This window comes from Flavobacterium sp. DG1-102-2 (genome assembly GCF_033042555.1).
Lineage (GTDB): Bacteria > Bacteroidota > Bacteroidia > Flavobacteriales > Flavobacteriaceae > Flavobacterium.
This window is the reverse complement of sequence record NZ_JAWLIK010000004.1, coordinates 231529-257233: the sequence shown is the minus strand read 5'-3', so window position 1 is coordinate 257233 and position 25705 is coordinate 231529. Positions and strand designations below refer to the sequence as shown.

Here is a 25705-nt window from a genome sequence, read left to right as displayed (position 1 = left end):
GTTTAAAGGTCATAGTCTTTTTTAAGTTCTTTTACCGTCTTGCTTATATATTCCTTAAGGCTTTTTACAACATCCTTAATTTCTTTCTTTTTGCCGTTTCCACGCCCCCAGCTTTCAATAGCCAGCACATCTTCATAGGCCAGGTCCATACCTAAAAGATCCAGCGTAGGCTTGATCTTATGCGCGGCATGGTACACTTTATTATGGTCCTTTTCTTCAAGGCCATGCTTTATGTTTTTCATCTCGGCGGGTACTTCTTCCAGAAAAAGAGTCACTATCTGCCTGGCAAACTCAACGTCGTTTTCTGAGATTGCATATACTTTTGATAAGTTATAATATAGTGCCATTATTTTACCTGTATCCTGAATAATTTCTTTCCTTCCAAAAACCCTTCCAACACATCGTCCGGATTCACTTTGGCAACACCTTCAGGCGTACCCGTAAATATAATATCTCCTATACGCAGCGTAAAATACTGCGACACATAAGCTATGATCTCATCTATCTTCCACAACATATGCTGCGTGTTACCCTTCTGAACAACAGTACCATTATTGGTAAGCTCAAAATTGAGGTTGTCCAGTGACTCAAATTCAGTTTTGGGTATAAACTCACTCACCACTGCCGATCCGTCAAAAGCTTTTGCTTTTTCCCACGGCAGTCCTTTTTCCTTAAGTTTTGCCTGAAGGTCGCGCGCAGTAAAATCTATACCGAGCCCTATTTCGTCATAATATTTATAGGCAAACTTAGTATCTATATACTTGCCTACCTTATTGATCTTGACCAAAACCTCAACTTCGTGATGGATATCGTTACTGAATTCGGGTATTACAAACGGGAATTTTTTCAACACTATAGCCGAATCAGGTTTAAGAAAAATAACCGGTTCGTCCGGCCTTTCATTTTGCAGTTCTTCTATGTGTTTCACATAATTCCTGCCTATGCATATTATTTTCATAATAGTAAGAAAATGATTTAGGCCAATTTATTGTTTAATTTTCTAAGCTTAATAGCCGTTAACACCTTTTTGGTATATAACGGAAAATCAGCATTCTGAATCCAACCAAAATAGCCGGGCTCCTGCTCCAGGACCGTATTTACTTTTGCACCTTTATGCTTGCCAAAGGTAAAGATTTCTTCACCATCAGGATCAAGCGCTATAAATCCTGCAAAGTCTACAGCCTTTTTACGGGTAGTATATTCAGAAAGTGACTTCATGTCATTTTCAAGGTCTTCGTAACGCTCCAGCTGCGATTTAAGTATTTCGTATGTAGCATTGGTATCAGCCGCCGCCGTATGTGCATTTTCAAGCGTCTTACCGCAGTAAAACTTATAGGCCGCACTAAGTGTACGCTCTTCTTTTTTATGAAAAATAGTCTGCACATCGACAGATACCCTGTTCTTCATATCAAAGTCCACCCCGGCACGAAGCAATTCTTCTGCCAACAGCGGAATATCAAACCTATCAGAGTTGTAGCCCCCAAGATCTGAATCTTTAATCATGTTATAAATAGTATGCGCAAGCTCTTTAAAAGTTGGCTCATTTGCCACTTTATCATCGGTAATACCGTGAAAGGTTGTGGTGATTGGCGGTATAGGCCTTTCCGGGTTTACCAGCCATGTGCGGCTCTCTTTATTACCGTTAGGATATACTTTTAATACCGAGATCTCCACGATACGATCTTTGCAGATATCAGTACCTGTAGTCTCCAGGTCAAAAAAGCAAATAGGCTTATGCAGTTTAAGTTCCATAGTCAAATTGTATAATGACAAATATACTTTGAGAAATGTTCAAAAAGAAGATTTTTATCAATAATTGCTTTTGCTGACAATTTATCCATTACAATCCCAACGGAAGTCGGCTGTTTCATAATTCTGCTTTTTATAGTCAAAATGCCACCATTCATTGTTGTATGGTGTAAAGCCGGCTTTTTTCATAATGCTTCGCAATGCTTTCCTGTTTCGCCTTGCTTCTTTCGAAAGCCCCTCTGCCTCATAATGCGATTTCGCCGTAAAATCGTCAAAAGGCGTACCCATATCTAACAGGCTGCCATTCTCATCTGCCAGCGAAAGATCTACGGCCCGCCCCCGGTTATGATTAGACCCTTTGCCCGGTGGTGCCACATAACGCGGATCATTTACAATATCATACATCACCTTTTGATATCCATACGGACGATAACAGTCATATACCACAAGGGTAAAACCTTTATCCTTTGCAATCCGGTTGGCTTCTTCAAGAGCTACAGCAACCTCAGGGCGCAGAAAGCATCGCGCACACGGATAAATCTTTTGGTGCATAAAATTAGCTGTATCGGCATAAGCCATTTTATTTTGGATTCCCTGTGCCTCAAAATTTACCTCAGCCCAACCTTTTATTGTGTCCTGAACGACTGCTCTTTTGCATTCGCGGAAGCGCGTGCCATTTGGCGAGAACATAGATAAGGTTATAAAAATTATTAAAGACAGATACGGGAAAAATTTCATATATAAGTGTTAGCCACACAAATATAACCAATTTAAAAAACAACATTTGAAAATTTTTTCTTACTTTAGCTATGCTAAAAAAAATTATATGAAAAGAAAATTACTCTTTGCTTTACTTGCAGCACCATGCTTTTATGCTACAGCACAGACAACCAATATTCCCGACCCTATTTTTGAACAGTTGCTTATTGACAAAGAAATAGATACCGACGGAATAATAAACGGGCAAATAGATACCGCAGATGCCTTAGCCGTGACAGACCTTGTCATTACCTATGAAGATAATATTAATTTCAACTTCATAAGCGACTTAACCGGCATTGAGGCTTTTACAAATCTCGAAAGCTTAATCGTGAACTTTACCGAGGCAGGAGAGCTGGATGTAAGTACAATGATACATTTAAAGCATCTGGATTGTGTAGATAATATGCTGTCGTCAATAGATGTTTCTAACAACCCATTGCTGGAATACCTGGATATTTCAACCGGTGGCGATGTGGGGCCAATGAATTACATTTCAGAGATTGACCTTAGCCATAACCCGAATATCAAAATGATTCTGGCATCAGGCGGAGTTGGCCGCATAAACCTGAAAAACGGAAACAACAATCCCGATATGCATATTAATATAAGTGGGTTCTATGACGGTATGGGACCCGAACCTGATATTTACACCTGTATTGAAGTGGACAACGCCGAAGCTGCCCAAAATAATCAGGCTCCTTATTCAGACTGGACAATTGCACACGTTTATGCAACATATTCTCTTGTAACAGACTGCTCTTTAGGCACAGAAGATTTTGATGCTGCTAAAGCTTCTGTATACCCTAACCCAACATCAGATATATTGTATTTCCAAACAAATGACGGCACAATTATAAACAAAATAATCGTCTTTGATATTTCGGGCAGGATTGTAAAAGAATACGGCAACATCAGTGATTCGTTTTCCATTTCAGATCTTCAGGCCGGTGCATACATTGTAAAACTGGCTTCAGAAAAAGAAATTTTTACACAGAGAGTTATAAAAAAGTAAAAACACATATCACACAAAAAGCTCCGCAAATGCGGAGCTTTTTCAATTTAAATCCTAATCTTCCCTGCTTCCGTCATCTGCCATACGTACCAGTTTAGGGGTAAATTTGGCCACAACATCAACAAGATCGGTCTGCGATGCCATAACAGCGTCGATATCTTTATAAGCCATTGGGGCTTCATCCCTTCCCGCACCAATTAATGATACACCGTGGTCTTTCAGCACCTGTCTCATATCGGCCTTGGTAATGCTTTTTATCGCCTGTGTACGGCTCATCTGCCTTCCGGCACCGTGCGACGCCGAGTTAATGGCATCAGCCTCACCTTTACCCCTCACAAGGAATCCGGGAGCTGTCATACTTCCTGGAATTATCCCCATTACGCCTTTACCGGCGGGAGTAGCACCTTTTCTATGTACAGTTACTTCTTCACCGTTAAGTATTTCTTTCCAGGCAAAATTATGATGGTTTTCTACTTTAGCGAGTATCTGTGCACCAAGGGCCCTTTGAAGCTTATCATGTATTACCTGGTGGCACGCCGAAGCATAATCGCCGGCAAGGTTCATTGCGATCCAGTACTCCTGGCCTTCCTGAGAGTTTAAGTCAAGATAGGCTAAGTTGGCCGCCTCTCTAGGAAGCCTGGTGATGTCCTTAGCCAGCTTTGTATAATGTCCCGCCACGGTAGCACCAAATCCCCTCGAACCTGAATGCGTAAGCAATGCCACATAACGCCCTTTATCTATACCTAACACCTCATCCCTATGTTCAAATTCTATAATACCGAATTCTACAAAGTGGTTACCGCCACCTGATGTACCTAATTGTGACCATGCCTTATCGTGAAGGTTCTTAATGAATGGCGCAATGTTGAACTCGTTTCTGTCCAGTACCTCATGATCGTTTTTATACTGGCCATGGTAGCCATGGCCCGCACCAAATTTAGTGTGCGCGATAAGCTCCCTTTTGTATTTAGCTTCGTTCATGATAAAATGCTCTTCGGGAATATCATAAACAGATAAAGCCATTCTGCACCCTATATCTACACCCACTCCATAAGGAATAATAGCATTTTTAGTTGCCAGCACACCGCCAATCGGAAGTCCGTAGCCCTGATGCGCATCAGGCATTAAAGCTCCGGCTACCGTAACCGGAAGTTTCATCGCAACATCCATCTGGTCCTTTGCACCCTGCTCTATCTGTGCCTCACCATAAACTATATAGGCACCTGAAGTTTCTTTTAAAGCAATCGTTTCATCTTTTGGCGCATTGGCCTCTTCTATCATCGCCGAAGCTAATGGTTCTAAAACCTTATCGTCAAGAAAGTTTTCAGGGTAATCTTTTACTTTTTTAAATAATGCCAGTACTTCTTCACGAGGCTGATCGTTGTATTTTGAATTTGCCAGTTTTAAGGCAAGCCCCAATATGCCTGTTTCTTTGTAGCCGGCATATAGCAAATCGGTTCCGTTAATTAATGCTTCCATGATTGTATGGTTTTGAAATTTAAAATTAGTCTGTTTTATTTTGAATACTGTTAATTGAATAGTAAAAGAGGCAATGGGCATTACGTGTGGAAATTTCTTTGGAACGAAGTAACACGTAACAACGGCACTCTTTATCATCAAGAGCAATGGCAACAAGCGCTTTTTATACTTTCGGGAATCGAACCCGACGAAACAACCAAACGAAGTAACGCTTTGTAATACGGCATCTCAATATTTTCAGGAGCAAAAGGCAGTGCAGGCTTTTTAATCGGGGCGTGCTAACGCCGGAGTCGAACCGGATAGCCTTGCCGCATAAAAACTGCTGCGCTATTCCTCCCCTAAATGGTCGCGAAGTATCCCACACTTACGGCATCCTGTGTAATGTTGGTAAGGCAAAAAGCGAAGAGGGCATGATTTCACACTGTTGTCTTCGGGATAACAGTGACGGGATTCGAACCCGCTATAGCCAAAGAAGTATCCCTTTTCTACGACACTTACCGGCATTTTATTTTTATAAACTCCCACAACATCCGCCGGCCGTAGGAGCACCACATTTACAGCATAACAGAGCTAAAAACAATAAGAGACATTTTTCCTTGCTCTAACCAACTGAGCTACATACCCAAAGGCAAACCTGTTGAATATGGCCGGGCTTGAACCGGCGACCGAGGCACACGAAGTAACTCTTATTTACGGCATCTGTTTTTATTTTTTCAGTAATCTCCCGCCGCAGCGTGCTAAACAGGAGAACCACAATTTAATAAACATCAAAGACAAGAATAACGAAGCCTCTAATTTGTCTAAACCCGAAGCTTCCTATTTAAGCCTGCCTATTTCTGATAACTTATTAATTTATTTTTTATAAACTCCCGCAACATCCTGTGGCTGCGGGAGCACCATTCTATATTGTAACAGGGCAAAAAGCAAAAAGGGACAGATCCTGCTCTAACCAACTGAGCTACATCCCCAAAATTTTATTTTCTGGTGGAGATGGCGGGACTCGAACCCGCGACCCGGGCATTAAATGTGCGAAGTAACCCTTCTTTACGGCACCTGTTATTTTTAATCCTCACTCCCGACCCCTCTCCGACAGAGAAGGGAGCAAAAGCAATCATTATTAACCTATATCACTATGCTGTTTATCTTAGTCAGCGCATTGCCTGCATCTTCCATAGAAAAAAGCACATCAAATATCTTGTCGCTCCAGCCTGCTATTAAGTGAACGTCGTTTCGACGAACGTCAAGCGGCTCTGCACCGTGGCCTGCAAGGTCAAACAAATACAATTTTGCATTTGGCGCTATGGCTTTGTAACGCATCCACGAACTTTCAAACGAGTTTGAAGAACCATTGGAGCTATACATCTGCACATCGGTAAACAGCATTACCTTATCAACAGCCTGCCTTCTTTTTATAAGGTCTTCTATCACCAGGTAACCGTTTGTGGAGTAACCCACTTCGCCCTCCCTACGGTAAAATTCCATTACATTGGCAAGCACATTACGTTGCGGCATGTTTATTATTTTCCAAGTATCGCCAAACATACCCGTCATCACATTTTTGCACTGCGACTGCATTAGCATGGCAAGCATAAGGCCTATGTCATATAACTGGACTTTGCTTTTTGCCGATACCGGCTGCTGCATGGAGCCCGAAACGTCTGCCGCAATAACTACCGAAGTAGTATAACCAAAACCTTTTATGTTTTTAGCGCTGTGCATCACGGCATCTTCAAGCGCATTCAATACCGCAGCGGTGTAACCCGACTTTAGTTCTTTTATCTCCCGGTATGCGGAAAGAAAACGGAATGGCAATTGTTTTGAACCCATAACCGCTTTTTCGTTGGCTATGTGTTCGCACACCATTTGTATATGCTTTGCCGATACTCCTGCTTCGAGGATATTCCTTAAGTTTCTCATCAGCGCCATGTAGCCTACCTTCCTGCTTTCTATTAACTCACCCCATTTGGCAGCTACAGCTCTTTTCTTTTCTTCTGCATTGGTAAACTTTATTTTACCCAATTCAGATAATTCTGTTTCCCATGTATAAGGTGTTGCCAGTGTGTCGGCCGCTATTTTATTAAAGATCTCTTGCTGGGCTTCGTCTTTTGCTTTTGGATGCACTAAAAACAAAGCGTCCCTTAGCTTCACATCGGTTGCACGGTTGTATTTGGCAAACTGATATTCGTCAAACTTGTTGAACGATACCGCAAGGCCTTTTTGCACCTGCTTGGACAATCTGTTTAGTTTTTTTGTCGCTGTCCTTTGGTTGGCTATCTGGTAGTACGAAAGCAATTCTGTTATCTCGTCTGCACGCTGTATAACGTTGCTCACTGTCCTGCTTACCGTATCGCTACCCGACGTTTGCTTCGCCAGCTCAACTGAAAGTACCATCGGTACAGATCGTAAATACATTTCTGTCCTTGCATACACCGCCAGTTTAGCCACAAACTCAGCATCGCATTTTGCGATAAGCCTTTTTATCTTTTCAAGCCTTTCGTTACCCGATTCGTAAAATGAATCATTCAATCCAGTTGTAACCACGGCGGAATATAATTCAAGTTCCGGAGTCATTTTATACGCCTTAGCACCTTCATGATTAACTGTAACGTTGGTTTGCCTGTTTAAAAAATTGAATTTCATGATACAAATCTTTTAGGTTATTATCTTGTTGTTTTTGAGGAGAGTAATTGTTGTCTCATCCTGACATTGCAAAGATGCGCACACACCTGCGCAGTAAAAATGCGCAGCAGAAAAAAAAATTAAAAAAAATTAAAAACAACTGATTTACAACACACTAAAATTGAAATAAATTTCTATTATGTCCAACAAAAGATTTACTACGCAGTTACATTGCGCAGTAAAAGAGATTTTTTATTATTTTTGGAGTACACTTTTTACCAAAAACAGTTAAAATCTACAAAATGGCTACAAACAAGCTTGCGTTGCTGCGCTATAAAACAATAGACGAATGCCTGAAGAACCGTTTCAGGAAATGGACATTGAATGATATTATAGAAAAAGTATCCGATGCGCTGTATGAATACGAGGGAATAACCAGCGGCGTGAGCAAGCGTACCATTCAGGCTGACATTCAGGTTATGCGTAGCGACAGTTTAGGGTACAACGCGCCTATTGTAGTAAATGACAAACGCTTTTACACCTATGAAGATGCTACGTATAGTATTACAAAGTCGCCCATAAACGAAACCGACATGGAAAAGATGAAGGAAATCGTTAGCGTATTAAAGCAGCTAAACGGCTTTAATTACTTTGATGAGATGAGCGAGCTTATTGCCAAACTGGAGAATAATGTAAACAAGTCGGCTAAAAAGACAAAAAATCATATACAGTTTGATGATAATAAGGAACTAAGAGGAATTGAGCATATCAATCCGTTATACCAGGCGATACTTAACAAGACACCGCTGTTTATAGAGTACCAGTCTTTTAAAGCACAAAAGCCTTCCAAAGAAATTTATTATCCGTATCTATTAAAGGAACACCGCAACCGCTGGTTTTTGGTTTCGATGAAAAAGAAGCATCCGTATCTGATGACGCTGGCATTGGACCGTATGATAGAATTTCAGCCGCTTACCAAAGAGCAATATGTAGAATATGAAGGTGTAGACTTTGAGCGTTATTTTGATGATCTTATAGGCGTAACCAAATCACAGCGCGACAGAGCCCAACGGGTTATACTGGAATTTGACAAAACAAATGCACCTTATGTAATTACAAAGCCACTACATCGCTCGCAGCAGGTACTGAGTGAGAATGAGAATGGCATCATAATACGCATTGACGTGGTATTGAATTTTGAGCTTGAAAAAGAGATATTAGGCTTTGGGGAATGCGTGAAAGTGCTGGCACCCAGAAACCTTCAGGCAAGGATAAAAAGAAGGATAGAAAGGGCTGCGAAGTATTATGGGGAGAATAAAAAAGAAGATAAATAAAAACGCCTCCATTAACGGAGGCGTTCTGTATATGATAAAAAATCTTATTCTTAATAATCCCTGTTAGCATCAAAAGCTTCAAGGTATTCTGCAACACGCTTAACGAATGATCCTCCAAGGGCACCATCTACCACACGGTGGTCATAGCTGTGCGAAAGGAACATTTTTTGGCGGATACCGATAAAATCACCATCCGGAGTTTCAATAACTGCGGGCACTTTCCTGATAGCTCCCAGTGCCAGGATACCAACCTGTGGCTGGTTGATGATCGGCGTACCGAACACACTGCCAAATGTACCAACGTTAGTTACAGTATAAGTACCACCCTGAGTATCGTCTGGTTTAAGCTTGCCGGCCTTAGCACGGTTACCAAGATCGTTTACTGCTTTTGCCATACCTACAAGGTTAAGCTGGTCTGCATTTTTAATTACCGGAACGATAAGGTTACCGTTTGGCAATGCTGCCGCCATACCAAGGTTGATGTTTTTCTTTTTGATGATGTAATCACCATCTACAGATATGTTCATACCCGGGAAGTCTTTAAGCGCTTTGGCCACAGCTTCCATAAATATTGGGGTAAAAGTAAGCTTCTCGCCTTCTCTCTTCTCAAATGCATTTTTAACCTTATCCCTCCATTTTACAATATTGGTTACATCTACCTCGATAAACGACTGCACGTGTGCCGATGTTTGTACCGATTGTACCATGTAACCCGAGATAAGCTTACGCATACGGTCCATCTCTACGATCTCGTCACCGCCATTAACCGATACCGGAGCTGCCTTAGCTGCTACTACTGGTTGCTGATTGTTGGTAATTGGTTGCTGGATAGTTTGCGGTTGAGCTACAGGTGCTGCCTGTGCAGGCTGGCTTCCGCGTGTTTTTATATATTCCAGTATATCATTTTTAGTAACCCTGCCTTCTTTACCTGTACCATTCATGGCTTCAAGCTCAGCAAGCGATATACCTTCTTCTTTTGCAATGTTTTTTACAAGCGGCGAATAGAATTTCTCTGATTCCGAATAATCTACCGGAGCAGCAAAAGCCGTGGCAGCAGCCTCAACCGTTTTTTCTATAGCCTGGATATTTGCAGCTGTAGTCTCTTCTTTTGGAGCATCTACAACTACACCGCCTTCAGTTTCAATATAAGCAATGGTCTGGCCCACCTGAACCACATCATTTACATTAAAAAGCACTTCCACAAGTTTTCCTGATACTTCAGAAGGCACTTCAGAATCTACTTTATCTGTCGCAATTTCAAGTACAGCCTCATCAGCCGCAATATGATCGCCAACATTTTTTAACCAATTTGTTATAGTTGCCTCAGCAACACTTTCACCCATTTTGGGTAATTTAAGTTCAAATTTTGCCATATCGATAACCTAAAGGTAAAATTACTATTTGAGTTTGCGAAATTAATAAAAAAAACAAGCCGTTGCCATTTTTAGCATAATTTTTCGCGGACTATATCGTTTTTTCTAATTATCACAATTATTAGAACGTAATGACCTCTCCCCTGTCATTGCTGCTATTGCTCCCCACTACAAAACGGGTACCTGCAGGACGTATTTTAAAGGTAAAGCCATCGTTCTTGTGACTTTCTATAAAGGTAATAATTTCTTTAAAGCTTACACATTCGTTATCAAACATCACCTCAGCTTTCTTATTTTTAAAAGACAGCACATTCGACAGCTGCTCCGTACGTGTTACAGTACTGCCAAGTTTATCTTTAAGTGCCCGGGACAGGTTATCATTCTTTGAAACTAATACATAGTGCTGCGGTGAATATACCGGAACGGCCTTATTCTTCTTAGCCACCGCAAAAAAGAAAGCCCCAATCTTCATGAGTACATCAAACTGAGGGGATCGCCTAAAATGTTTATTATAAAAAAACTGCATCGCTTCACGAAAGCGCTTCATGTAAGCACCATCTTTAACTGTACTTTCTCCTTTATAATGTATAACTGAACTATCTGCAAAGTAATAATTGCGTAAGCCTTTTTTAAGCACCATATACGACAGGTCTATATCATCACTGTACATAAAGCAGTCCTCATCAAACCCTCCTATTTCAAGATACAAATCACGTTTCATGAACATAAAGGCACCTACAAGGATATCTACTTTTCCATTTTGATTTTCACCAAGATGCTGTGCGTAATAACGGTTGAATATTTCTTTTCGAGGTAATAGTTTATACAGGCCGCCGATTTTTGTAAAGGCAACCCAGGGTGTAGGAACCCCACGTTTACTTTCAGGAAGAAAACAGCCGCGGCCATCTACAAGCTTAACGCCCGATATACCAAAATCTTTCTGCGCATTAGCAAATGAAAGAATTTTAGAAAAAGTATCTTCAGCTACAACGGTATCAGGATTAAGAATACAGATATATTCGCCGTTTGCAGCATCTACACCTATATTATTTCCTTTCGGGAAGCCTGTATTCTCTCTGTTCTCTATAAGTTTTACCTCAGGAAAACGCGATTTCATCATCGCACAGCTGTCGTCGGTAGAATTATTATCTATCACAATTATCTCAGCCTCAATACCTGATAATGCCTGCTGAACACTCAGCACGCATTGCTCAAGAAAATAGCGGACATTATAATTAAGTATAATTACGGACAACTGCATTAGGCAAAGATAAAAGAATTTGTGAATTTCAAAAATCCTACATAAAAACGCTGCCGGACAAGAACAGGCATAAAATATAAAAGCGCCCCTTGAGTGGGCGCTTTTATCAACTAACTAACCAAATCCAATCATCATTATGAAATATCTATCAGTCTTTTTGCAGGCTGTGCTGCTGCTTCTTTTTTAGGGAGCGTAATATTCAAGATACCATCCTGGTATGCTGCATTAATCTCTTCAGCTTTTATGTTCTCAGGTAATTTAAATGACCTTTTGAAGGAAGCGGTACGAAATTCCCTTCTTGTAAATTTACCTTCCTGCTCTTCATTTTTTTCAGCTTTTGTTTCTGAAGAGATAGTAAGAAGGTCTTTTTCAATTTCTATGTTGAAACTTTCTTTCTTTAATCCCGGAGCAATAAGCTCAAGCGAGAATGAAGTTTCGGTCTCTTTAATATTTACCAGAGGAACAGCCGCATGATTATACTGCGTACCACCTAAAATGTCTTTGAAAAATTGATCCATTACGATTGGAAATCCGTTTGCTGCGTTACGTTTTATAACGTTCATAATTTTATTTTTTTAGTGTTCGACTTTCAAATTTGTATAGTAATAGTCAACTTTTATTCCATAGTAATTTTTACAGACAAAATGACACCTATACTGACTTTTTGTCACAAAAAATTATTTTAAGCGAATAAAATCTATATTTACTTCACCAAATCAACCGACAAATGGACACAATAAGACAACGCATACAATCTATAGATGTGCTTCGTGGAATAATAATGGCACTCATGGCACTGGATCATACCCGCGATTACTTTCACATTGATGCAATGACCGGAGATCCAACCAACATGGAAACCACAACACCAATTCTATTTTTTACCCGGTGGATCACCCATTTTTGCGCACCGACCTTTGTATTTTTATCCGGTACTTCAATTTACCTGCAAAGCCTGCGTAAAACCAAAAAAGAGTTGACATGGTTCTTACTTACCCGCGGATTATGGCTAATGTTTGCCGAGCTTACCATCGTAGGCTTTGGGTGGAGCTTTAATATATTCTTTAATTTTTTCTTTTTGCAGGTCATTTGGGCAATAGGATGCAGTATGGTTATTTTATCTGCATTGATATTCTTCAGGTATTGGGTTCTTGCAGCCATAGGGATACTACTTACACTTAGCCACAACCTTATGGATTACATTGTAATTACCAATGATAACCTTGACGTGGCGGCAAACTTTTTCCTGATCACCGAATTTGAACCATACTTATTAGGAAGCGTTCGTTTTATGACCGCTTATGCCATACTCCCATGGACAGGGATTATGCTTTTAGGCTATGCTGCCGGAAGATGGTATAACGGCGAGGTAAGGTCGGAAACCAGAAGAAAAGCGCTTATTATAACAGGAAGCCTTCTAGTCGCTTTATTTATTTGCCTGCGATTGGTAAATAGCTATGGCGACCCGGCACCGTGGGAACCGCAGCCCAGCTTTATTTACACAGTGTTATCTTTTTTGAATGTGACGAAATATCCGCCTTCGCTAATGTATGCCTGTATGACCATTGGCCCGGCAATGATAGTCTTAGCCCTGATTGAAAATATCCGCAATCGCTTTACGGCACTATTCAATATTTTTGGCCGAGTTCCCTTCTTCTACTACCTGATACACATTTATGTTATACACCTACTGTGTACGATACTGTTTTTCGTAGATGGCTACACTATGGAGGATAATTTCAAAATACCGATTTCTTTTGCCTTCAGGCCTAAAGAAAACTTTGGCTTTTCGTTAGGCATAGTTTACCTGATATGGCTGGGTGTTTTGGTGTTGTGTTACTTTCCAAGCAGATGGTACAACAATTACAAGACCTCACACAAGAAGTGGTGGCTGAGTTATGTTTAGATTGTTTATAGTTGTCTGTTGCTGGTAGTCAGATTTTACAATTACCAATCGAACATCTAACCAACAGGAATTCGTAATCCTTAATTTTTAATTCATAATTAATAAGTTACTTTTGCAAAAAATAAAGCCACAGTGAATTATCTTTCAGTAGAAAACATATCAAAATCATTTGGGGAGCGCACGCTTTTCGAAAACATCTCGTTCGGGATCAACAAAGACCAGAAAATTGCTTTTGTAGCAAAAAACGGTACCGGCAAAACCAGCATCCTTAAGATCATTAACGGCGAAGACATGCCCGACACCGGACAGGTGGTTATCCGTAAGGAAATCAAGATGGCGTTTCTGTCTCAGGAACCTAACCTTGACCCTGAGCTTACTATTGAGGAAAGCATATTTGCGTCTGACAACGAGATATTGAAAGTAATTGAGCGCTACGAAAAGGCACTTGAAAATCCGGATGATGAAGAAGCTTACCAAAAAGCTTTTGAAGGCATGGACATGCACAACGCATGGGATTTTGAAACCCAGTACAAGCAGATCCTGTTCAAGCTGAAGCTGGAAGACATGAAGGTAAAGATAAAGAACATGAGCGGCGGGCAAAAGAAACGCGTTGCCCTGGCTATCATCCTTATCAGCAAGCCTGATCTTTTAATACTGGATGAGCCTACCAACCACCTTGACCTTGAAATGATTGAGTGGCTGGAAAATTATTTTGCCAAAGAAAACATGACCCTGTTTATGGTAACGCACGACCGCTTTTTCTTAGAGCGTGTTTGCAATGAGATCATTGAACTTGAGAATGGTAAGCTATACCAATACAAAGGAAACTACTCGTACTACCTTCAGAAAAAGGAAGAGCGCATTGCCGCAGAGAACGCAAGCATTGACAAAGCAAAAAACCTTTATGTAAAAGAACTGGACTGGATGCGCCGTCAGCCGAAGGCGCGTACCACCAAATCTAAATCGCGCCAGGATGACTTTTATGTTATCCAGGAAAAAGCACACAGCCGCCGTAAAGACCACCAGGTAGAACTGGAGATCAATATGGAGCGCATGGGCAGCAAGATCGTAGAGCTGCACAACATATCTAAAAAATTTGAGCAGAAAACCATTCTTGAAAACTTTAGCTTCAATTTTAAAAAAGGAGAACGCATAGGGATTATCGGTAAGAACGGCACAGGAAAATCAACTTTCCTGAATCTTATCACCCAAACCCTTCCGCCTGACAGCGGAAAAGTGATAACCGGTGAAACCATTAAAATTGGTTATTATACACAAAGCGGTATTAACCCAAAACCGGAGCAAAAGGTTATTGACATCATTAAAGAATATGGTGAATATATTCCGCTGGCCAAAGGAAGAACAATTTCTGCATCGCAGCTATTGGAAAAATTCCTTTTCGACAGAAAAAAACAATACGACTTCGTTGAAAAACTAAGCGGGGGCGAACTGAAAAGGCTTTACCTGTGTACTGTCCTTATCCAAAACCCCAACTTCCTTATTCTGGATGAGCCAACAAACGACCTTGACATCGTTACGCTAAACGTACTGGAGAGCTTTCTTCTGGATTATCCGGGCTGTCTTATAGTAGTATCTCACGACAGGTATTTTATGGATAAGATAGTGGATCACCTGTTTGTTTTCAGGGGACAGGGAATCATCGAAGATTTTCCGGGCAACTATAGTGATTTCAGGGCTTATGAAGACAGTGCCGAGCCGACTAAAGAAGAACTTAAACCAGTAGGTGACAACAAAAAAGCCTGGAAACAGAACAATGTTAAGCCGGGACTAACTTTTAACGAACAGAAAGAATTCCAAAAGGTAGAAAAAGATATTAAGGATCTTGAACGCGAGAAGGAAGCTATTGAAAAGCAATTTGCAGAAGGCACTATCGCCGACGCAGACATAGCTAAAAAAGCTGCCGATCTTGAAACTGTACTTAAAAAGATAGAAACAAATACTGAGCGCTGGTTTGAGTTAAGCGCTAAAATGGAAGAATAAATTTTTAGTTTACAATATTCAGTCACAGTCAACAGATTTGTGACTGAATATTGCAACTGTTATTGAACTTATGGCACAACTATCATACAGCAAATTTCTCTGGAACTCGGTAAATCTGCACGGGGTGCATTCCCCATTTGTTTTTGGTATTACAAGAGCGCTGAATACAAAAACAATGCTTTACCCAAAAACTGCTACAGAAACGCTTGATAGAAAAACCATTGATATACTTTTCAGGATATTGGTTAACCTCCATAAAGAGAGACTGGTAATATTAGGTGACGATGCTACAGCTGTGGTCGATTTGCTTCGAAATTACGGTGAGGAACTTAAACTTAAACTTTGGTTCTTCTCCACATTTGCCCCCATAAGCGGCAATTTAGACCTCATATATATATCTGCATCAGATACAGCTCCTATCCTTCCTCAAATTGAAACTCTTATGCCGAGCATAGGCAGCAATACGGTTTGCGCAATAGGCAATATCCACTCATCTGCGCAGGCAGAATACGACTGGGAAACCATAAAAAAAGATCCACGAGTAACGGTAAGCATTGACACCTACCACTTAGGTTTGATATTCTTCAGGCCTGAGCAGGCAAAAGAACATTTTATGATACGTACAACAACATCAAAGGTTCTTGACTTCGCATTGGGAGCCAAAAACCTTTGGGGTTTGTTATATTAACCCGTTATTAAAAAGGTAGCTGAAGTTTTAAGCAAAAAAAAGGTGCGCCGAAGCACACCTTTAATTCACACAAATTTATATAAAAAAACTTTTCTTAGTTCGCTTTATCTTTTGCTTTTTGGTTTTCTTCCCCTTTAGCTGTCATTCTTTCCCAACGGAATTTAGGAGCGAATTTAAGTTTCACAGCAGCGATTTTTCTGTTATCCTCGCCAGATAGACCTTCTTTTTCCACAGTATTTTTACGGTTATCAAGCGCTTCGTACCAAGCTTTTACTTTATCAAGATCTTGTCTTGTGTAAGCATCTTTCTCAGCGTCAAACGTTTCGTAGAATTTTTGATAAACACCTAGGATGTTATCTTTGTTAACCCACGCAAATGTCATATCGTTTCCGATAACATTACCAGGACCAAAGAATTTATCAGCCATTGGGTTTCCTGCAGGAGCCGCAGCCGCTGCTTCAGCCTCAGCTTTTTGTTTAGCTTCGCTTTCAGCCTGCATTTTTACGCCGTCATATTTAGATTTAGACTCTTCAATTCTTTTTTGAGCTTCAGCATCATTTTCAAGTGCAGCTAGTGCAGCTTCTGCTTCAGCCTGTCTTGCTTCATAACCTGCCTGGATTGCAGCCCAGTTTGCAGCTCTTTCAGCAGAATCAAGACCGTTGATAGAATCTACATATACTACATAATGATCTACATTAGTCTTTGCAGTTTCTTTTTTTTCGTCTTTACAAGATGTTACTCCCGCAGCTACCAGGACAGCGCCCAGTACTAAATTGAATTTTTTCATGGTTGTTTGTATTTTTATGTTACTTTGATGATCCAAAAGTAGTTTATGATTAAGCACATTTCAAAATAACTATTAATTTATTAAGAATAGTTTAGCAGAATTAACTATCAATTAAGAATCATTAAGAAGTCCTTAACTTTTTAAGAAATACTATTCGTTGAAAAATTCAATAAAAAAGCCTGCTGCACTAGTAGTACAGCAGGCAGAGAATTGATAACTAACTTTATTTTTTAACCACGAAATTTTCGGTTATTTCTTTACCGGTGAGCGCATCTTTACCATAGAAATTTATCGATGAGACACCTGTACCAAGCTTATTGCAAAACAGGAACATCCTGTTGAGTATTATATTTTTTCCGTTTATAAAGACAGTAACGTGAGGAGATGCCTCTCCGCCAACTTTCAGCGTAAACTTTTTAGCGGGATAAGCCGCCAGGGTAAAATCAAAAGTGTTTGCGGCAGTCTTGATACATTCAACACCGTATGCCATTTTTCGCTGAAGCCCACTTAACTCTTCCTTTATACCTCCTTTTTTATAATTGATACGATGCACCTTTATAGGTTCTGCGTCACTAACTTTTTTACCCGATAACAAATTTGCATCATATACAAACGTATTGTGGTTGTTGGCATGCTGAATATAGAACAACCTTCCGTTAGTATGCGGAGGCACGGGATACCCTTCCTGAGCATTGCAGCCTGTTACAACAGCCATAAACAAAATGAACAGTAATGAATTCCTCATAATCTACTGATTTTATGTTAGATAAATTTAAACAAAATATCACTACAACGTTATCAGTATCTAAAAAGTTATGAACTTTAACTAAATCCGGCATTTTCATAATCTGTTAATTAGCAAAGCCTTAACTATTTTAGAAAGATACTGTATTACTTTTACAACATCAACTAAAATCTACTATACGATGAACAGCAGGGTATATCATGTAATGCAGAACGGCCGCAACGGCTGGAAAGGAGTGATGGAACACTCAAAACACACGCCTGTTACAGGAGAAAGCAAACAGGACGTAATAAACCGCACTATCGCAATAGCAAAAAGCCACAGCAGATGTTCGGTAATTATACACAAAGCAGATGGCAGCATACAGGAAGAACAACGATTCCCAAGAAGTGCCGCCAGACTTTAATACAATTCAAAATCAGACGAAAACCACCTGCAAGGGTGGTTTTTTGTTTATGGCAATACCACTTTTTAAAAGATATTTTTATTTATATTCGCAGTTACAAACCAAACCAATGCAAAATCGCACCGCTGCCGAAAAAGGCATTCAGCTAACCGGATTATTTTCCTCTTTCGTTATGTTCCTTGTTATTAAGGACCCATTTAAATTTAGCTGGATTATACTGATAACAGGATTGGCGATGCTCTATTTTGCCACCAGAAAATATAAAGACGATAAAAAAGCCGGGCGCGACATAGACAAAGCCCGTTCTATAATTATACTTTCATCCTTTAGCGTATTTATGCTATTAGCATGCGCTATTGCTTATTGCTTTATGGAGTAAGTACAGCTGCAACAAATTTCATAACAAATTTGGTAAAATACTGATAATCATACTGCACACTGATTTGTATATTTACTTCGCAATGTAAGATGCCTTACCCCTTACATTGTAAGACCAGTGCTCTAACAGCCCTGCTTATTTACATCCAACTATTGAATTTTAGCATTATGTTTAAAATTACAATAGCTAACTATGCCCGAATTAAAACGTGAAGACCTTAAGTACCAGTATGACTGGAGCAACGACCTAAAAGATAAAAGACATACAGCTATTCACGGCGACGATTTCATTGACAGGAAAAATGGATATCACATGCTCGACTTTATGAACCGTTTTCTTAAGATTAACGGACTCTTTTCTGTTAGCTCACGCCAACGGCTTGAAAAGCTAATGTATAAATACCTGCCGGAAAAGATAAACACAAGAGCAGAGATAAAAATATGGCTTGGCCAGAACTGGAACAAACATTTTTAAAAATCGCTACCTGCATCAAACCGGCGGCTATAATTGCTGCATTTTTAAAAAAATCACTACTTTTAGGCCTCAAATCATCATCAATGTCAGAACCAATAATCGAGATTAAAGGCATAACCCGCGATTTTCCTCTTGGAAGTGAGATCGTAAAGGTTTTAAAAGGAGTTAACCTCCAGATAAATAAAGGCGAATATGTAGCACTTATGGGTCCGTCAGGATCAGGAAAAAGTACGCTCATGAACATATTAGGCTGTCTTGACACACCAACAGGAGGCAGCTACATACTTAACGGAAAAGACGTAAGCCGTATGGCAGACGACGAACTGGCAGAAATACGCAACAAGGAAATAGGTTTCGTTTTCCAAACGTTTAACCTGCTGCCACGTACCACCGCACTTGATAATGTAGCATTGCCAATGGTATACGCCGGCTACAAAAAAAACGAACGCCATGCACGTGCCACAAAAGTACTTACACAGGTAGGCCTTGAAGACCGTATGGATCATAAGCCTAACCAGCTTTCAGGCGGGCAGCGCCAAAGGGTAGCTGTAGCCAGGGCATTAGTTAATCATCCATCTATCATCCTGGCCGATGAACCTACAGGAAATCTTGACAGTAAAACGTCTGTTGAGATCATGAAGCTGTTTGGCGACATCCATGCTAACGGTAACACCGTTATAATTGTTACCCACGAAGAAGACATTGCAGCCTACACTCATAGGGTAATACGACTGCGTGATGGCATCATAGAAAGTGATAACGTGAATCCAAATCCGCACATTTAATTAGTTGCCGGTTGATGGTTATTAGTTGCTGGATTTTCCAATTGCTATCATCCCTAAAAACCGCCAACCATCAACCATCAACCGACAACCATCAACTATGAAAGTATATACTAAAACAGGAGATAAAGGCACCACCGCCCTATTTGGTGGAACGCGTGTACCAAAACACCATATACGTATTGAAAGTTACGGTACGGTAGACGAATTAAATTCGCACATTGGACTTATACGCGATCAGGATATTAATCCTGATTACAAAAAAATACTGGAAAGAATACAGGACAGGTTGTTCACTTTAGGTGCCATACTGGCCACAGACCCTGAAAAATCGGTACTTAAGAACGGAAAGGAACGACTTAACATTCCTAGAATCACTGAGACGGACATAGAACTTCTTGAAAACGAAATAGACAGTATGGAAAGCGAACTGCCACCTATGACCCATTTTGTACTTCCGGGCGGGCATACAACGGTGTCATATTGTCATATAGCAAGGTGTGTTTGCCGTCGCGCAGAGCGCCTTTCGGTGCATTTACATGAACTTGAACCTACTGATGAGTTGGTTTTGACGTACCTGAACCGACTTTCTGACTACCTTTTTGTATTGGCACGAAAGTTGTCCCATGACCTAAAGGCTGACGAAGTGAAATGGATACCGGAAAAACTCTAGCGAGTTTTTTTAGTTTACGATAATCGGTTGTCAGTTTACAGTAAGACGGGAGGCTTTTTAGGACTCCTATTTCAACTGTATGTTGCTGGTATTATGCGGCTAAAAATGCCTGCTGAACACTAAGTACTGAACACCAAAAAACACGTTCTTATTTTTTTAAATAAAATAAACAAATTTTTACTTGGCATTTTCAGTAGAAAATTTATTTTTGCATAAACTTTAATCGTTTAGAAGATGTATTGGACATTAGAATTAGCATCCTATTTAAGTGATGCTCCGTGGCCTGCCACCAAAGATGAGCTTATTGATTATGCCATCAGGACCGGTGCTCCTCTTGAGGTAGTAGAGAACCTTCAATCCATTGAAGACGAAGGTGAAATCTATGAATCGATGGAAGAAATATGGCCGGATTATCCAACGGACGAAGATTATCTTTGGAACGAGGATGAATACTAGGAAAAAATAAAATTCAATTGAAAAGTCTCTCCGCGAGGCTTTTTTTTTGGTTAAATTTGTATCCTATCACAATTAAATATAAGTAATTACAAAATAATGAGTTTAATAAACAGCATTCTTAAAGCCTTTGTAGGCGATAAGTCGCAAAAAGACGTTAAGGCCATGCAGCCGCTGATCAACAAGATCAAGTCGTACGAAGGCGCTTTAGCTCAGCTTAGCCATGACGAGCTAAGGGAGAAAACAATATATTTTAAAGACACTATCCGTAAGGCCCGTGCTGATAAAGACGCTAAAATAGCTTCTTACCTGCAAGAAGTGGAAAAAGTAGAGGATATTGATGCTCGTGAAGACATCTATGCTTCTATTGACGCCCTTGAAAAAGAGGCTTATGATATATCTGAGAAAACATTGATGGAAATTCTTCCTGAAGCTTTTGCTGTAGTTAAAGAAACTGCGCGCCGCTTTAAAGAGAACACGTCTATCACTGTAACTGCTTCTCCTAAAGACAGGGAACTGTCTGCAGAGAAACCCTATATTACTATAGAAGGCGACAACGCCGTATGGGCTAACTCATGGAATGCTGCTGGTAAAGAAATTACCTGGGACATGATCCATTATGATGTTCAGCTTATAGGTGGTATTGTTCTTCATCAGGGTAAAATTGCCGAGATGCAGACGGGTGAAGGTAAAACCCTTGTGGCTACACTGCCGCTCTACCTTAACGCACTTACCGGAAACGGCGTGCACCTTGTAACCGTGAATGACTACCTTGCAAAAAGGGATAGCTCATGGAAAGCACCTCTGTTTGAATTCCACGGTATTACTGTAGATTGTATAGATAACCACCAGCCAAACTCTGATGCACGACGCAAAGCGTATGCAGCAGATATTACTTATGGTACAAACAACGAATTTGGTTTTGACTACCTTAGGGATAACATGGCACATTCGCCGGGCGAACTTGTACAGCGTAAGCATAACTATGCCATTGTCGATGAGGTCGATTCTGTATTAGTAGATGATGCACGTACACCGCTTATTATCTCTGGTCCGGTTCCTCAGGGTGACCGCCACGAGTTTACAGAACTTAAACCGAAAATTGACAATCTTGTAAACCTTCAGAGAACATTACTTAACGGAGTTTTGGCCGAGGCCAAAAAACTTATCCGCGAGGGTAACACTAAAGAAGGCGGATTCCTTTTACTTCGCGTATACCGCGGACTTCCTAAAAACAAAGCGCTTATTAAATTCTTAAGTGAAGAGGGTGTTAAGCAGCTGCTTCAAAAAACAGAAAACCAGTACATGGCCGATAACAATCGTGACATGCACAAGGTTGACGAAGCACTCTATTTTGTAATTGAAGAAAAAAACAACCAGGTAGAACTTACAGATAACGGTATAAAATTCCTTTCTCAGGATACTGACAGCCACTTCTTTGTACTTCCTGATATTGGTACTGAAATAGCTTCTATAGAAAAAAGAAAACTTTCTAAAGAAGAAGAAGCAGAACAAAAAGAAGAGCTTTTTAAAGACTTCTCTGTAAAAAGTGAGCGCATCCATACGTTAACACAGCTTCTTAAAGCGTACACCCTGTTTGAGAAAGATACTGAGTATGTTATCATGGATAATAAAGTACTTATCGTAGATGAGCAGACAGGACGTATCATGGACGGACGCCGTTATTCTGACGGATTACACCAGGCTATTGAGGCTAAAGAGAACGTAAAGATTGAAGCTGTTACACAAACATTTGCTACAATTACCCTGCAAAACTACTTTAGGATGTACAGCAAGCTGGGCGGTATGACCGGTACAGCTGTTACTGAAGCAGGTGAGTTCTGGGAAATATATAAACTTGACGTTGTAGAGATTCCTACTAACAGGGGAATTTCACGTAAAGATGAGCAGGATCTTATCTACCGTACAATGCGTGAAAAATTCAACGCAGTTATCGAAGACGTGTCTGCACTATCTGCAGCGGGAAGGCCGGTGCTTATCGGTACAACTTCTGTAGAGATATCAGAACTTTTAAGCCGTATGCTTAAAATGAGAAACGTTCCTCATAACGTACTGAATGCAAAACTTCACAAAAAAGAGGCTGAAATTGTTGCCGAAGCAGGTAAACCGGGAGTTGTCACCATTGCAACAAACATGGCCGGCCGTGGTACCGATATTAAGCTTACCCCTGAAGTTAAGGCAGCAGGCGGATTAGCGATCATTGGTACAGAACGTCACGATTCACGTCGTGTTGACCGCCAGCTGCGAGGCCGTGCAGGTCGTCAGGGTGACCCGGGAAGCTCTCAGTTCTATGTATCGCTTGAAGATAACCTTATGCGTTTATTTGGTTCTGAAAGGGTTGCCAAAATTATGGACCGTATGGGACTTAAAGAAGGAGAAGTTATCCAGCACTCTATGATGACGAAATCTATTGAGCGCGCGCAGAAAAAAGTAGAAGAGAACAACTTTGGCGTACGTAAGCGTCTTCTTGAATATGATGACGTTATGAACGCGCAGCGTGAAGTCGTTTACAAACGCAGAAAACACGCACTACATGGCGAAAGGCTAAAAGTAGATTTAGCTAACATGATGTATGATACTGCCGAACTTATTGCAGAAACTAACAAGGCTACCCAGGATTTCAAAAACTTTGAGTTTGAACTTATCCGTACTTTCTCTATCAGTTCTCCCGTAACTGAGGCTGAATTTGCAAGGCTGTCTGAAAGGGAGCTTGCAGGAAAAGTATATAAAGTAGTACTTGACCATTACACCGAAAAGACAGAGCGTAACGCTGCAGAGGCTTTCCCTGTTATCAAAAATGTTTACGAAAATAACAATGGCCAGTATGAGCGTATCGTTGTTCCGTTTACAGATGGTATCAAAACACTCAATGTTGTAACCGACCTTGACAAAGCTTACCAAAGCGAAGGCCGTACATTAGTGAACGATTTTGAGAAGAACATTACCCTTGCTATCGTAGATGAAGCATGGAAAAAACACCTTCGCAAAATGGATGAGCTGAAACAATCGGTTCAGCTTGCGGTTCATGAGCAAAAAGACCCGCTTCTTATTTATAAGTTTGAAGCCTTCAACCTGTTCAAGAAAACAATGGACGGTATCAACAAAGAAGTAATATCATTCCTTTTCAAAGGCGACCTTCCTTCTCAAAACCCTGGTACTATTCAGGAAGCAAGACAGGAAACGATCCAGGAAAACTATACTGAGACTAAAGACGAGGTTATGAATACCGACGAAATGGCTGCTAAAGCACGTGAGGTATCACAGCAAAGCCAAAGCCGCCCTCAGACTGTAGAAACTGTGGTAAGAGATGCACCGAAAATTAACCGTAATGACAATGTAACTATCAAACATGTTATGAGCGGTAAATCTGAAACAATGAAATTTAAAAAAGCCGAAGGCCTTTTAGCTACCGGCGAATGGATTATTGTTAATGAATAATCACCTATATTTATAAAAAATCCCCTGATCGCTCAGGGGATTTTTTGTTTTATTATTCTGCCAGATAACCGCTGTAAGCGCTCACATCAATCTCAGCTTTCAGGTCAAACAACAGGCTGTATAGCCCAAAGAATGTCCTGTTCACATAGATAAAGTGTTTAGACCCACGGTTACCGTTCATTTTGCGCAGCGTTTTATCGTTGGCAAATTTATCGCTCAGCCCGGCAATAGCGTCGCTGAATCGTGTATCTGAAAAATCAAATCGGTCCCGCTGGAACGGCTCGGTGAATACAGTAAGCAGATCGTGGAACAATGTGGAAAAAAATTCGATCTCTTTAGCCGAATCATTCTTTTTCAATATTTCCAGTTCGTACAGCTTATCGTTAAAGAATACAGGATCGTTTAAGTTTTCTTTTTTGGCAAGGTCAAAATACGGAATATAGAATTCGTCCGGTATCTGTTTCATGCAGCCAAAGTCGATTGCCATAAGGTTAGCCGCTGCATCCACAAGGAAATTACCAGGATGCGGATCGGCATGGAAATTCTTAAGCTCGTGTATCTGGTACATATAGAAATCCCATAGTGCCTGCCCTACCTTGTTTCGTTTTTCCTGCGAGGTTTCCTTTTTACAAAATTCTGACAGGTGAATGCCTTCCATCCAGTCCATCGTGATGATCTTCTCGCACGACAGTTCAGGGTAATATTTTGGGAACTTTAGATTTTCTATGTGTGCACACGCAATGCGTATGGTCTCGCTCTGTTTAAGTTCCAGTACATAATCGGTCTCTTCAGTCAGCTTATCCTCAACTTCTTTAAAGTATTCATCAGATGCTCCCTGAAGATTAAACATTCTTATCGCAATTGGTTTTACTAAAGCAATGTCTGTACCAATGCTTTCTCTCACTCCGGGATACTGGATCTTAACCGCTAAGTTTTTACCGTCCTTTTTAGCACGGTGCACCTGTCCTATGCTGGCGGCATTTATAGAGTCGGCACTAAATTCATCAAACAGCTGGTGCGGCTCTTTGCCAAAATAGCTCTTAAAAGTCTTCATGACCAGTGGCGCTGATAATGGCGGAACCGAAAACTGGCTCAGCGAAAACTTCTCTACATACGACTGTGGCAGCAGGTTCTTTTCCATACTCAGCATCTGCGCTACTTTAAGCGCACTGCCTTTCAGTTCCTTTAGCCCGTCATAAATATCGGCTGCATTTTCTTTATGCAGGTTATCTTTGGTCAGGTCAGGGTTAACGATCTTCTGTCCGTAATATTTAAGGTAATTCCCTCCTACCTTCGCCCCTGTGGCAACCAGTTTGGTTACCCTCTCAATCTTGTTTGTGGGAATCGAATCAAGCCTTTTCAT

The 25705-nt window shown here is 40.6% G+C and carries 25 protein-coding genes; 13 read left to right on the top strand and 12 right to left on the bottom strand.

The window, feature by feature from the left end; translation table 11 throughout:
• Positions 1 to 2: 2 nt before the first annotated feature.
• From R1T16_RS08425 to ddpX, 4 genes are all read right to left on the bottom strand, one after another.
• Positions 3 to 347, bottom strand: a complete 345-nt coding sequence (locus R1T16_RS08425) for an Hpt domain-containing protein (RefSeq protein WP_317500658.1) — start codon at positions 345 to 347, stop codon at positions 3 to 5.
• Positions 347 to 958, bottom strand: coding sequence for a fumarylacetoacetate hydrolase family protein (locus R1T16_RS08420; protein WP_317500657.1), 612 nt, complete (start codon positions 956 to 958; stop codon positions 347 to 349). The genes R1T16_RS08425 and R1T16_RS08420 overlap by 1 nt, the downstream gene beginning before the upstream one ends.
• A gap of 17 nt (positions 959 to 975) precedes the next feature.
• Positions 976 to 1752 carry a 3'-5' exonuclease gene (locus R1T16_RS08415; RefSeq protein ID WP_317500656.1) on the bottom strand — a complete coding sequence of 259 codons (777 nt, stop codon included), beginning with the start codon at positions 1750 to 1752 and terminating at the stop codon, positions 976 to 978.
• An 81-nt stretch (positions 1753 to 1833) separates the two neighbouring features.
• Positions 1834 to 2487 carry a D-alanyl-D-alanine dipeptidase gene (gene ddpX / locus R1T16_RS08410; RefSeq protein WP_317500655.1) on the bottom strand — a complete coding sequence of 218 codons (654 nt, stop codon included), beginning with the start codon at positions 2485 to 2487 and terminating at the stop codon, positions 1834 to 1836.
• A gap of 88 nt (positions 2488 to 2575) precedes the next feature.
• Here ddpX and R1T16_RS08405 point away from each other — a divergent pair, with 88 nt between their 5' ends.
• Entirely contained in the window at positions 2576 to 3523 is a 948-nt protein-coding gene (locus tag R1T16_RS08405; RefSeq protein WP_317500654.1) for a T9SS type A sorting domain-containing protein, read from the top strand.
• 54 nt (positions 3524 to 3577) lie between these two features.
• Here R1T16_RS08405 and R1T16_RS08400 read toward each other — a convergent pair whose 3' ends face one another.
• Positions 3578 to 5002 carry an RtcB family protein gene (locus R1T16_RS08400; protein WP_317500653.1) on the bottom strand — a complete coding sequence of 475 codons (1425 nt, stop codon included), beginning with the start codon at positions 5000 to 5002 and terminating at the stop codon, positions 3578 to 3580.
• Between the two features lie 643 nt (positions 5003 to 5645).
• Between R1T16_RS08400 and R1T16_RS08395 the strand changes: the two genes are divergently transcribed.
• The gene (locus tag R1T16_RS08395) at positions 5646 to 5867 is read left to right on the top strand and encodes a hypothetical protein (RefSeq protein ID WP_317500652.1); all 222 of its coding nucleotides are present in this window, start codon (positions 5646 to 5648) and stop codon (positions 5865 to 5867) included.
• Positions 5868 to 6124: 257 nt separating this feature from the next.
• Here the strand turns inward: R1T16_RS08395 and R1T16_RS08390 are convergent, their stop codons facing one another.
• On the bottom strand, positions 6125 to 7642 hold the full coding sequence (locus tag R1T16_RS08390; protein ID WP_317500651.1) for a TROVE domain-containing protein: 1518 nt from the start codon (positions 7640 to 7642) through the stop codon (positions 6125 to 6127).
• 281 nt (positions 7643 to 7923) lie between these two features.
• Between R1T16_RS08390 and R1T16_RS08385 the strand changes: the two genes are divergently transcribed.
• Positions 7924 to 8955 carry a WYL domain-containing protein gene (locus R1T16_RS08385; RefSeq protein ID WP_317500650.1) on the top strand — a complete coding sequence of 344 codons (1032 nt, stop codon included), beginning with the start codon at positions 7924 to 7926 and terminating at the stop codon, positions 8953 to 8955.
• A 50-nt stretch (positions 8956 to 9005) separates the two neighbouring features.
• Here the strand turns inward: R1T16_RS08385 and R1T16_RS08380 are convergent, their stop codons facing one another.
• From R1T16_RS08380 to R1T16_RS08370, 3 genes are all read right to left on the bottom strand, one after another.
• A complete protein-coding gene (locus R1T16_RS08380; RefSeq protein WP_317500649.1) occupies positions 9006 to 10328 on the bottom strand; it encodes a dihydrolipoamide acetyltransferase family protein in 1323 nt (440 codons plus the stop codon).
• A gap of 121 nt (positions 10329 to 10449) precedes the next feature.
• Entirely contained in the window at positions 10450 to 11589 is a 1140-nt protein-coding gene (locus R1T16_RS08375) for a glycosyltransferase family 2 protein (RefSeq protein ID WP_317500648.1), read from the bottom strand.
• A gap of 134 nt (positions 11590 to 11723) precedes the next feature.
• Positions 11724 to 12152 carry an Hsp20/alpha crystallin family protein gene (locus R1T16_RS08370; protein ID WP_317500647.1) on the bottom strand — a complete coding sequence of 143 codons (429 nt, stop codon included), beginning with the start codon at positions 12150 to 12152 and terminating at the stop codon, positions 11724 to 11726.
• Positions 12153 to 12316: 164 nt separating this feature from the next.
• Here R1T16_RS08370 and R1T16_RS08365 point away from each other — a divergent pair, with 164 nt between their 5' ends.
• The 3 genes from R1T16_RS08365 (at position 12317) to R1T16_RS08355 (ending at position 16184) form a co-directional block, all read left to right on the top strand.
• Positions 12317 to 13495 carry a DUF1624 domain-containing protein gene (locus R1T16_RS08365; RefSeq protein WP_317500646.1) on the top strand — a complete coding sequence of 393 codons (1179 nt, stop codon included), beginning with the start codon at positions 12317 to 12319 and terminating at the stop codon, positions 13493 to 13495.
• A 132-nt stretch (positions 13496 to 13627) separates the two neighbouring features.
• Entirely contained in the window at positions 13628 to 15496 is a 1869-nt protein-coding gene (locus tag R1T16_RS08360) for an ABC-F family ATP-binding cassette domain-containing protein (RefSeq protein ID WP_317500645.1), read from the top strand.
• Positions 15497 to 15566: 70 nt separating this feature from the next.
• Positions 15567 to 16184, top strand: coding sequence for a hypothetical protein (locus R1T16_RS08355; RefSeq protein ID WP_317500644.1), 618 nt, complete (start codon positions 15567 to 15569; stop codon positions 16182 to 16184).
• Between the two features lie 94 nt (positions 16185 to 16278).
• On the opposite strand, the gene R1T16_RS08350 is transcribed toward R1T16_RS08355, so the two are convergent.
• Together R1T16_RS08350 and R1T16_RS08345 are read right to left on the bottom strand one after the other, a co-directional pair.
• Positions 16279 to 16971: a hypothetical protein gene (locus R1T16_RS08350; RefSeq protein ID WP_317500643.1), complete on the bottom strand. Its 693-nt coding sequence runs from the start codon at positions 16969 to 16971 to the stop codon at positions 16279 to 16281.
• A 223-nt stretch (positions 16972 to 17194) separates the two neighbouring features.
• Positions 17195 to 17716, bottom strand: a complete 522-nt coding sequence (locus R1T16_RS08345; protein ID WP_317500642.1) for a DUF4833 domain-containing protein — start codon at positions 17714 to 17716, stop codon at positions 17195 to 17197.
• 181 nt (positions 17717 to 17897) lie between these two features.
• Between R1T16_RS08345 and R1T16_RS08340 the strand changes: the two genes are divergently transcribed.
• The 7 genes from R1T16_RS08340 to secA all read left to right on the top strand — a co-directional run bounded on the left by R1T16_RS08340 (position 17898) and on the right by secA (position 24342).
• Complete coding sequence (locus R1T16_RS08340) at positions 17898 to 18122, top strand: DUF2188 domain-containing protein (protein ID WP_317500641.1); 225 nt, start codon at positions 17898 to 17900, stop codon at positions 18120 to 18122.
• 109 nt (positions 18123 to 18231) lie between these two features.
• Positions 18232 to 18501: a hypothetical protein gene (locus tag R1T16_RS08335; RefSeq protein WP_317500640.1), complete on the top strand. Its 270-nt coding sequence runs from the start codon at positions 18232 to 18234 to the stop codon at positions 18499 to 18501.
• 192 nt (positions 18502 to 18693) lie between these two features.
• Entirely contained in the window at positions 18694 to 18975 is a 282-nt protein-coding gene (locus R1T16_RS08330; protein ID WP_317500639.1) for a hypothetical protein, read from the top strand.
• A gap of 83 nt (positions 18976 to 19058) precedes the next feature.
• Positions 19059 to 19760 (top strand): ABC transporter ATP-binding protein, encoded by a 702-nt coding sequence (locus tag R1T16_RS08325; RefSeq protein ID WP_317500638.1) that lies wholly within the window; start codon positions 19059 to 19061, stop codon positions 19758 to 19760.
• 97 nt (positions 19761 to 19857) lie between these two features.
• On the top strand, positions 19858 to 20430 hold the full coding sequence (locus R1T16_RS08320) for a cob(I)yrinic acid a,c-diamide adenosyltransferase (RefSeq protein ID WP_317500637.1): 573 nt from the start codon (positions 19858 to 19860) through the stop codon (positions 20428 to 20430).
• Positions 20431 to 20664: 234 nt separating this feature from the next.
• Positions 20665 to 20886 carry a DUF2795 domain-containing protein gene (locus R1T16_RS08315; protein WP_002986941.1) on the top strand — a complete coding sequence of 74 codons (222 nt, stop codon included), beginning with the start codon at positions 20665 to 20667 and terminating at the stop codon, positions 20884 to 20886.
• A 96-nt stretch (positions 20887 to 20982) separates the two neighbouring features.
• Complete coding sequence (gene secA / locus R1T16_RS08310) at positions 20983 to 24342, top strand: preprotein translocase subunit SecA (protein WP_317500636.1); 3360 nt, start codon at positions 20983 to 20985, stop codon at positions 24340 to 24342.
• 52 nt (positions 24343 to 24394) lie between these two features.
• Here secA and R1T16_RS08305 read toward each other — a convergent pair whose 3' ends face one another.
• On the bottom strand, positions 24395 to 25705 hold the full coding sequence (locus R1T16_RS08305) for an ABC1 kinase family protein (RefSeq protein ID WP_317500635.1): 1311 nt from the start codon (positions 25703 to 25705) through the stop codon (positions 24395 to 24397).

Coding starts and splice junctions, on each gene's coding strand:
- ddpX (WP_317500655.1), bottom strand. CDS start 2,487: ATGAAATTTTTCCCGTATCTGTCTTTAATAATTTTTATAACCTTATCT.
- R1T16_RS08320 (WP_317500637.1), top strand. CDS start 19,858: ATGAAAGTATATACTAAAACAGGAGATAAAGGCACCACCGCCCTATTT.
- R1T16_RS08350 (WP_317500643.1), bottom strand. CDS start 16,971: ATGAAAAAATTCAATTTAGTACTGGGCGCTGTCCTGGTAGCTGCGGGA.
- R1T16_RS08390 (WP_317500651.1), bottom strand. CDS start 7,642: ATGAAATTCAATTTTTTAAACAGGCAAACCAACGTTACAGTTAATCAT.
- R1T16_RS08405 (WP_317500654.1), top strand. CDS start 2,576: ATGAAAAGAAAATTACTCTTTGCTTTACTTGCAGCACCATGCTTTTAT.
- R1T16_RS08395 (WP_317500652.1), top strand. CDS start 5,646: ATGGCCGGGCTTGAACCGGCGACCGAGGCACACGAAGTAACTCTTATT.
- R1T16_RS08400 (WP_317500653.1), bottom strand. CDS start 5,002: ATGGAAGCATTAATTAACGGAACCGATTTGCTATATGCCGGCTACAAA.
- R1T16_RS08365 (WP_317500646.1), top strand. CDS start 12,317: ATGGACACAATAAGACAACGCATACAATCTATAGATGTGCTTCGTGGA.
- R1T16_RS08325 (WP_317500638.1), top strand. CDS start 19,059: ATGTCAGAACCAATAATCGAGATTAAAGGCATAACCCGCGATTTTCCT.
- R1T16_RS08340 (WP_317500641.1), top strand. CDS start 17,898: ATGAACAGCAGGGTATATCATGTAATGCAGAACGGCCGCAACGGCTGG.
- R1T16_RS08425 (WP_317500658.1), bottom strand. CDS start 347: ATGGCACTATATTATAACTTATCAAAAGTATATGCAATCTCAGAAAAC.
- R1T16_RS08380 (WP_317500649.1), bottom strand. CDS start 10,328: ATGGCAAAATTTGAACTTAAATTACCCAAAATGGGTGAAAGTGTTGCT.
- R1T16_RS08345 (WP_317500642.1), bottom strand. CDS start 17,716: ATGAGGAATTCATTACTGTTCATTTTGTTTATGGCTGTTGTAACAGGC.
- R1T16_RS08315 (WP_002986941.1), top strand. CDS start 20,665: ATGTATTGGACATTAGAATTAGCATCCTATTTAAGTGATGCTCCGTGG.
- R1T16_RS08370 (WP_317500647.1), bottom strand. CDS start 12,152: ATGAACGTTATAAAACGTAACGCAGCAAACGGATTTCCAATCGTAATG.
- R1T16_RS08420 (WP_317500657.1), bottom strand. CDS start 958: ATGAAAATAATATGCATAGGCAGGAATTATGTGAAACACATAGAAGAA.
- R1T16_RS08330 (WP_317500639.1), top strand. CDS start 18,694: ATGCCCGAATTAAAACGTGAAGACCTTAAGTACCAGTATGACTGGAGC.
- R1T16_RS08385 (WP_317500650.1), top strand. CDS start 7,924: ATGGCTACAAACAAGCTTGCGTTGCTGCGCTATAAAACAATAGACGAA.
- R1T16_RS08375 (WP_317500648.1), bottom strand. CDS start 11,589: ATGCAGTTGTCCGTAATTATACTTAATTATAATGTCCGCTATTTTCTT.
- R1T16_RS08355 (WP_317500644.1), top strand. CDS start 15,567: ATGGCACAACTATCATACAGCAAATTTCTCTGGAACTCGGTAAATCTG.
- secA (WP_317500636.1), top strand. CDS start 20,983: ATGAGTTTAATAAACAGCATTCTTAAAGCCTTTGTAGGCGATAAGTCG.
- R1T16_RS08305 (WP_317500635.1), bottom strand. CDS start 25,705: ATGAAAAGGCTTGATTCGATTCCCACAAACAAGATTGAGAGGGTAACC.
- R1T16_RS08335 (WP_317500640.1), top strand. CDS start 18,232: ATGCAAAATCGCACCGCTGCCGAAAAAGGCATTCAGCTAACCGGATTA.
- R1T16_RS08415 (WP_317500656.1), bottom strand. CDS start 1,752: ATGGAACTTAAACTGCATAAGCCTATTTGCTTTTTTGACCTGGAGACT.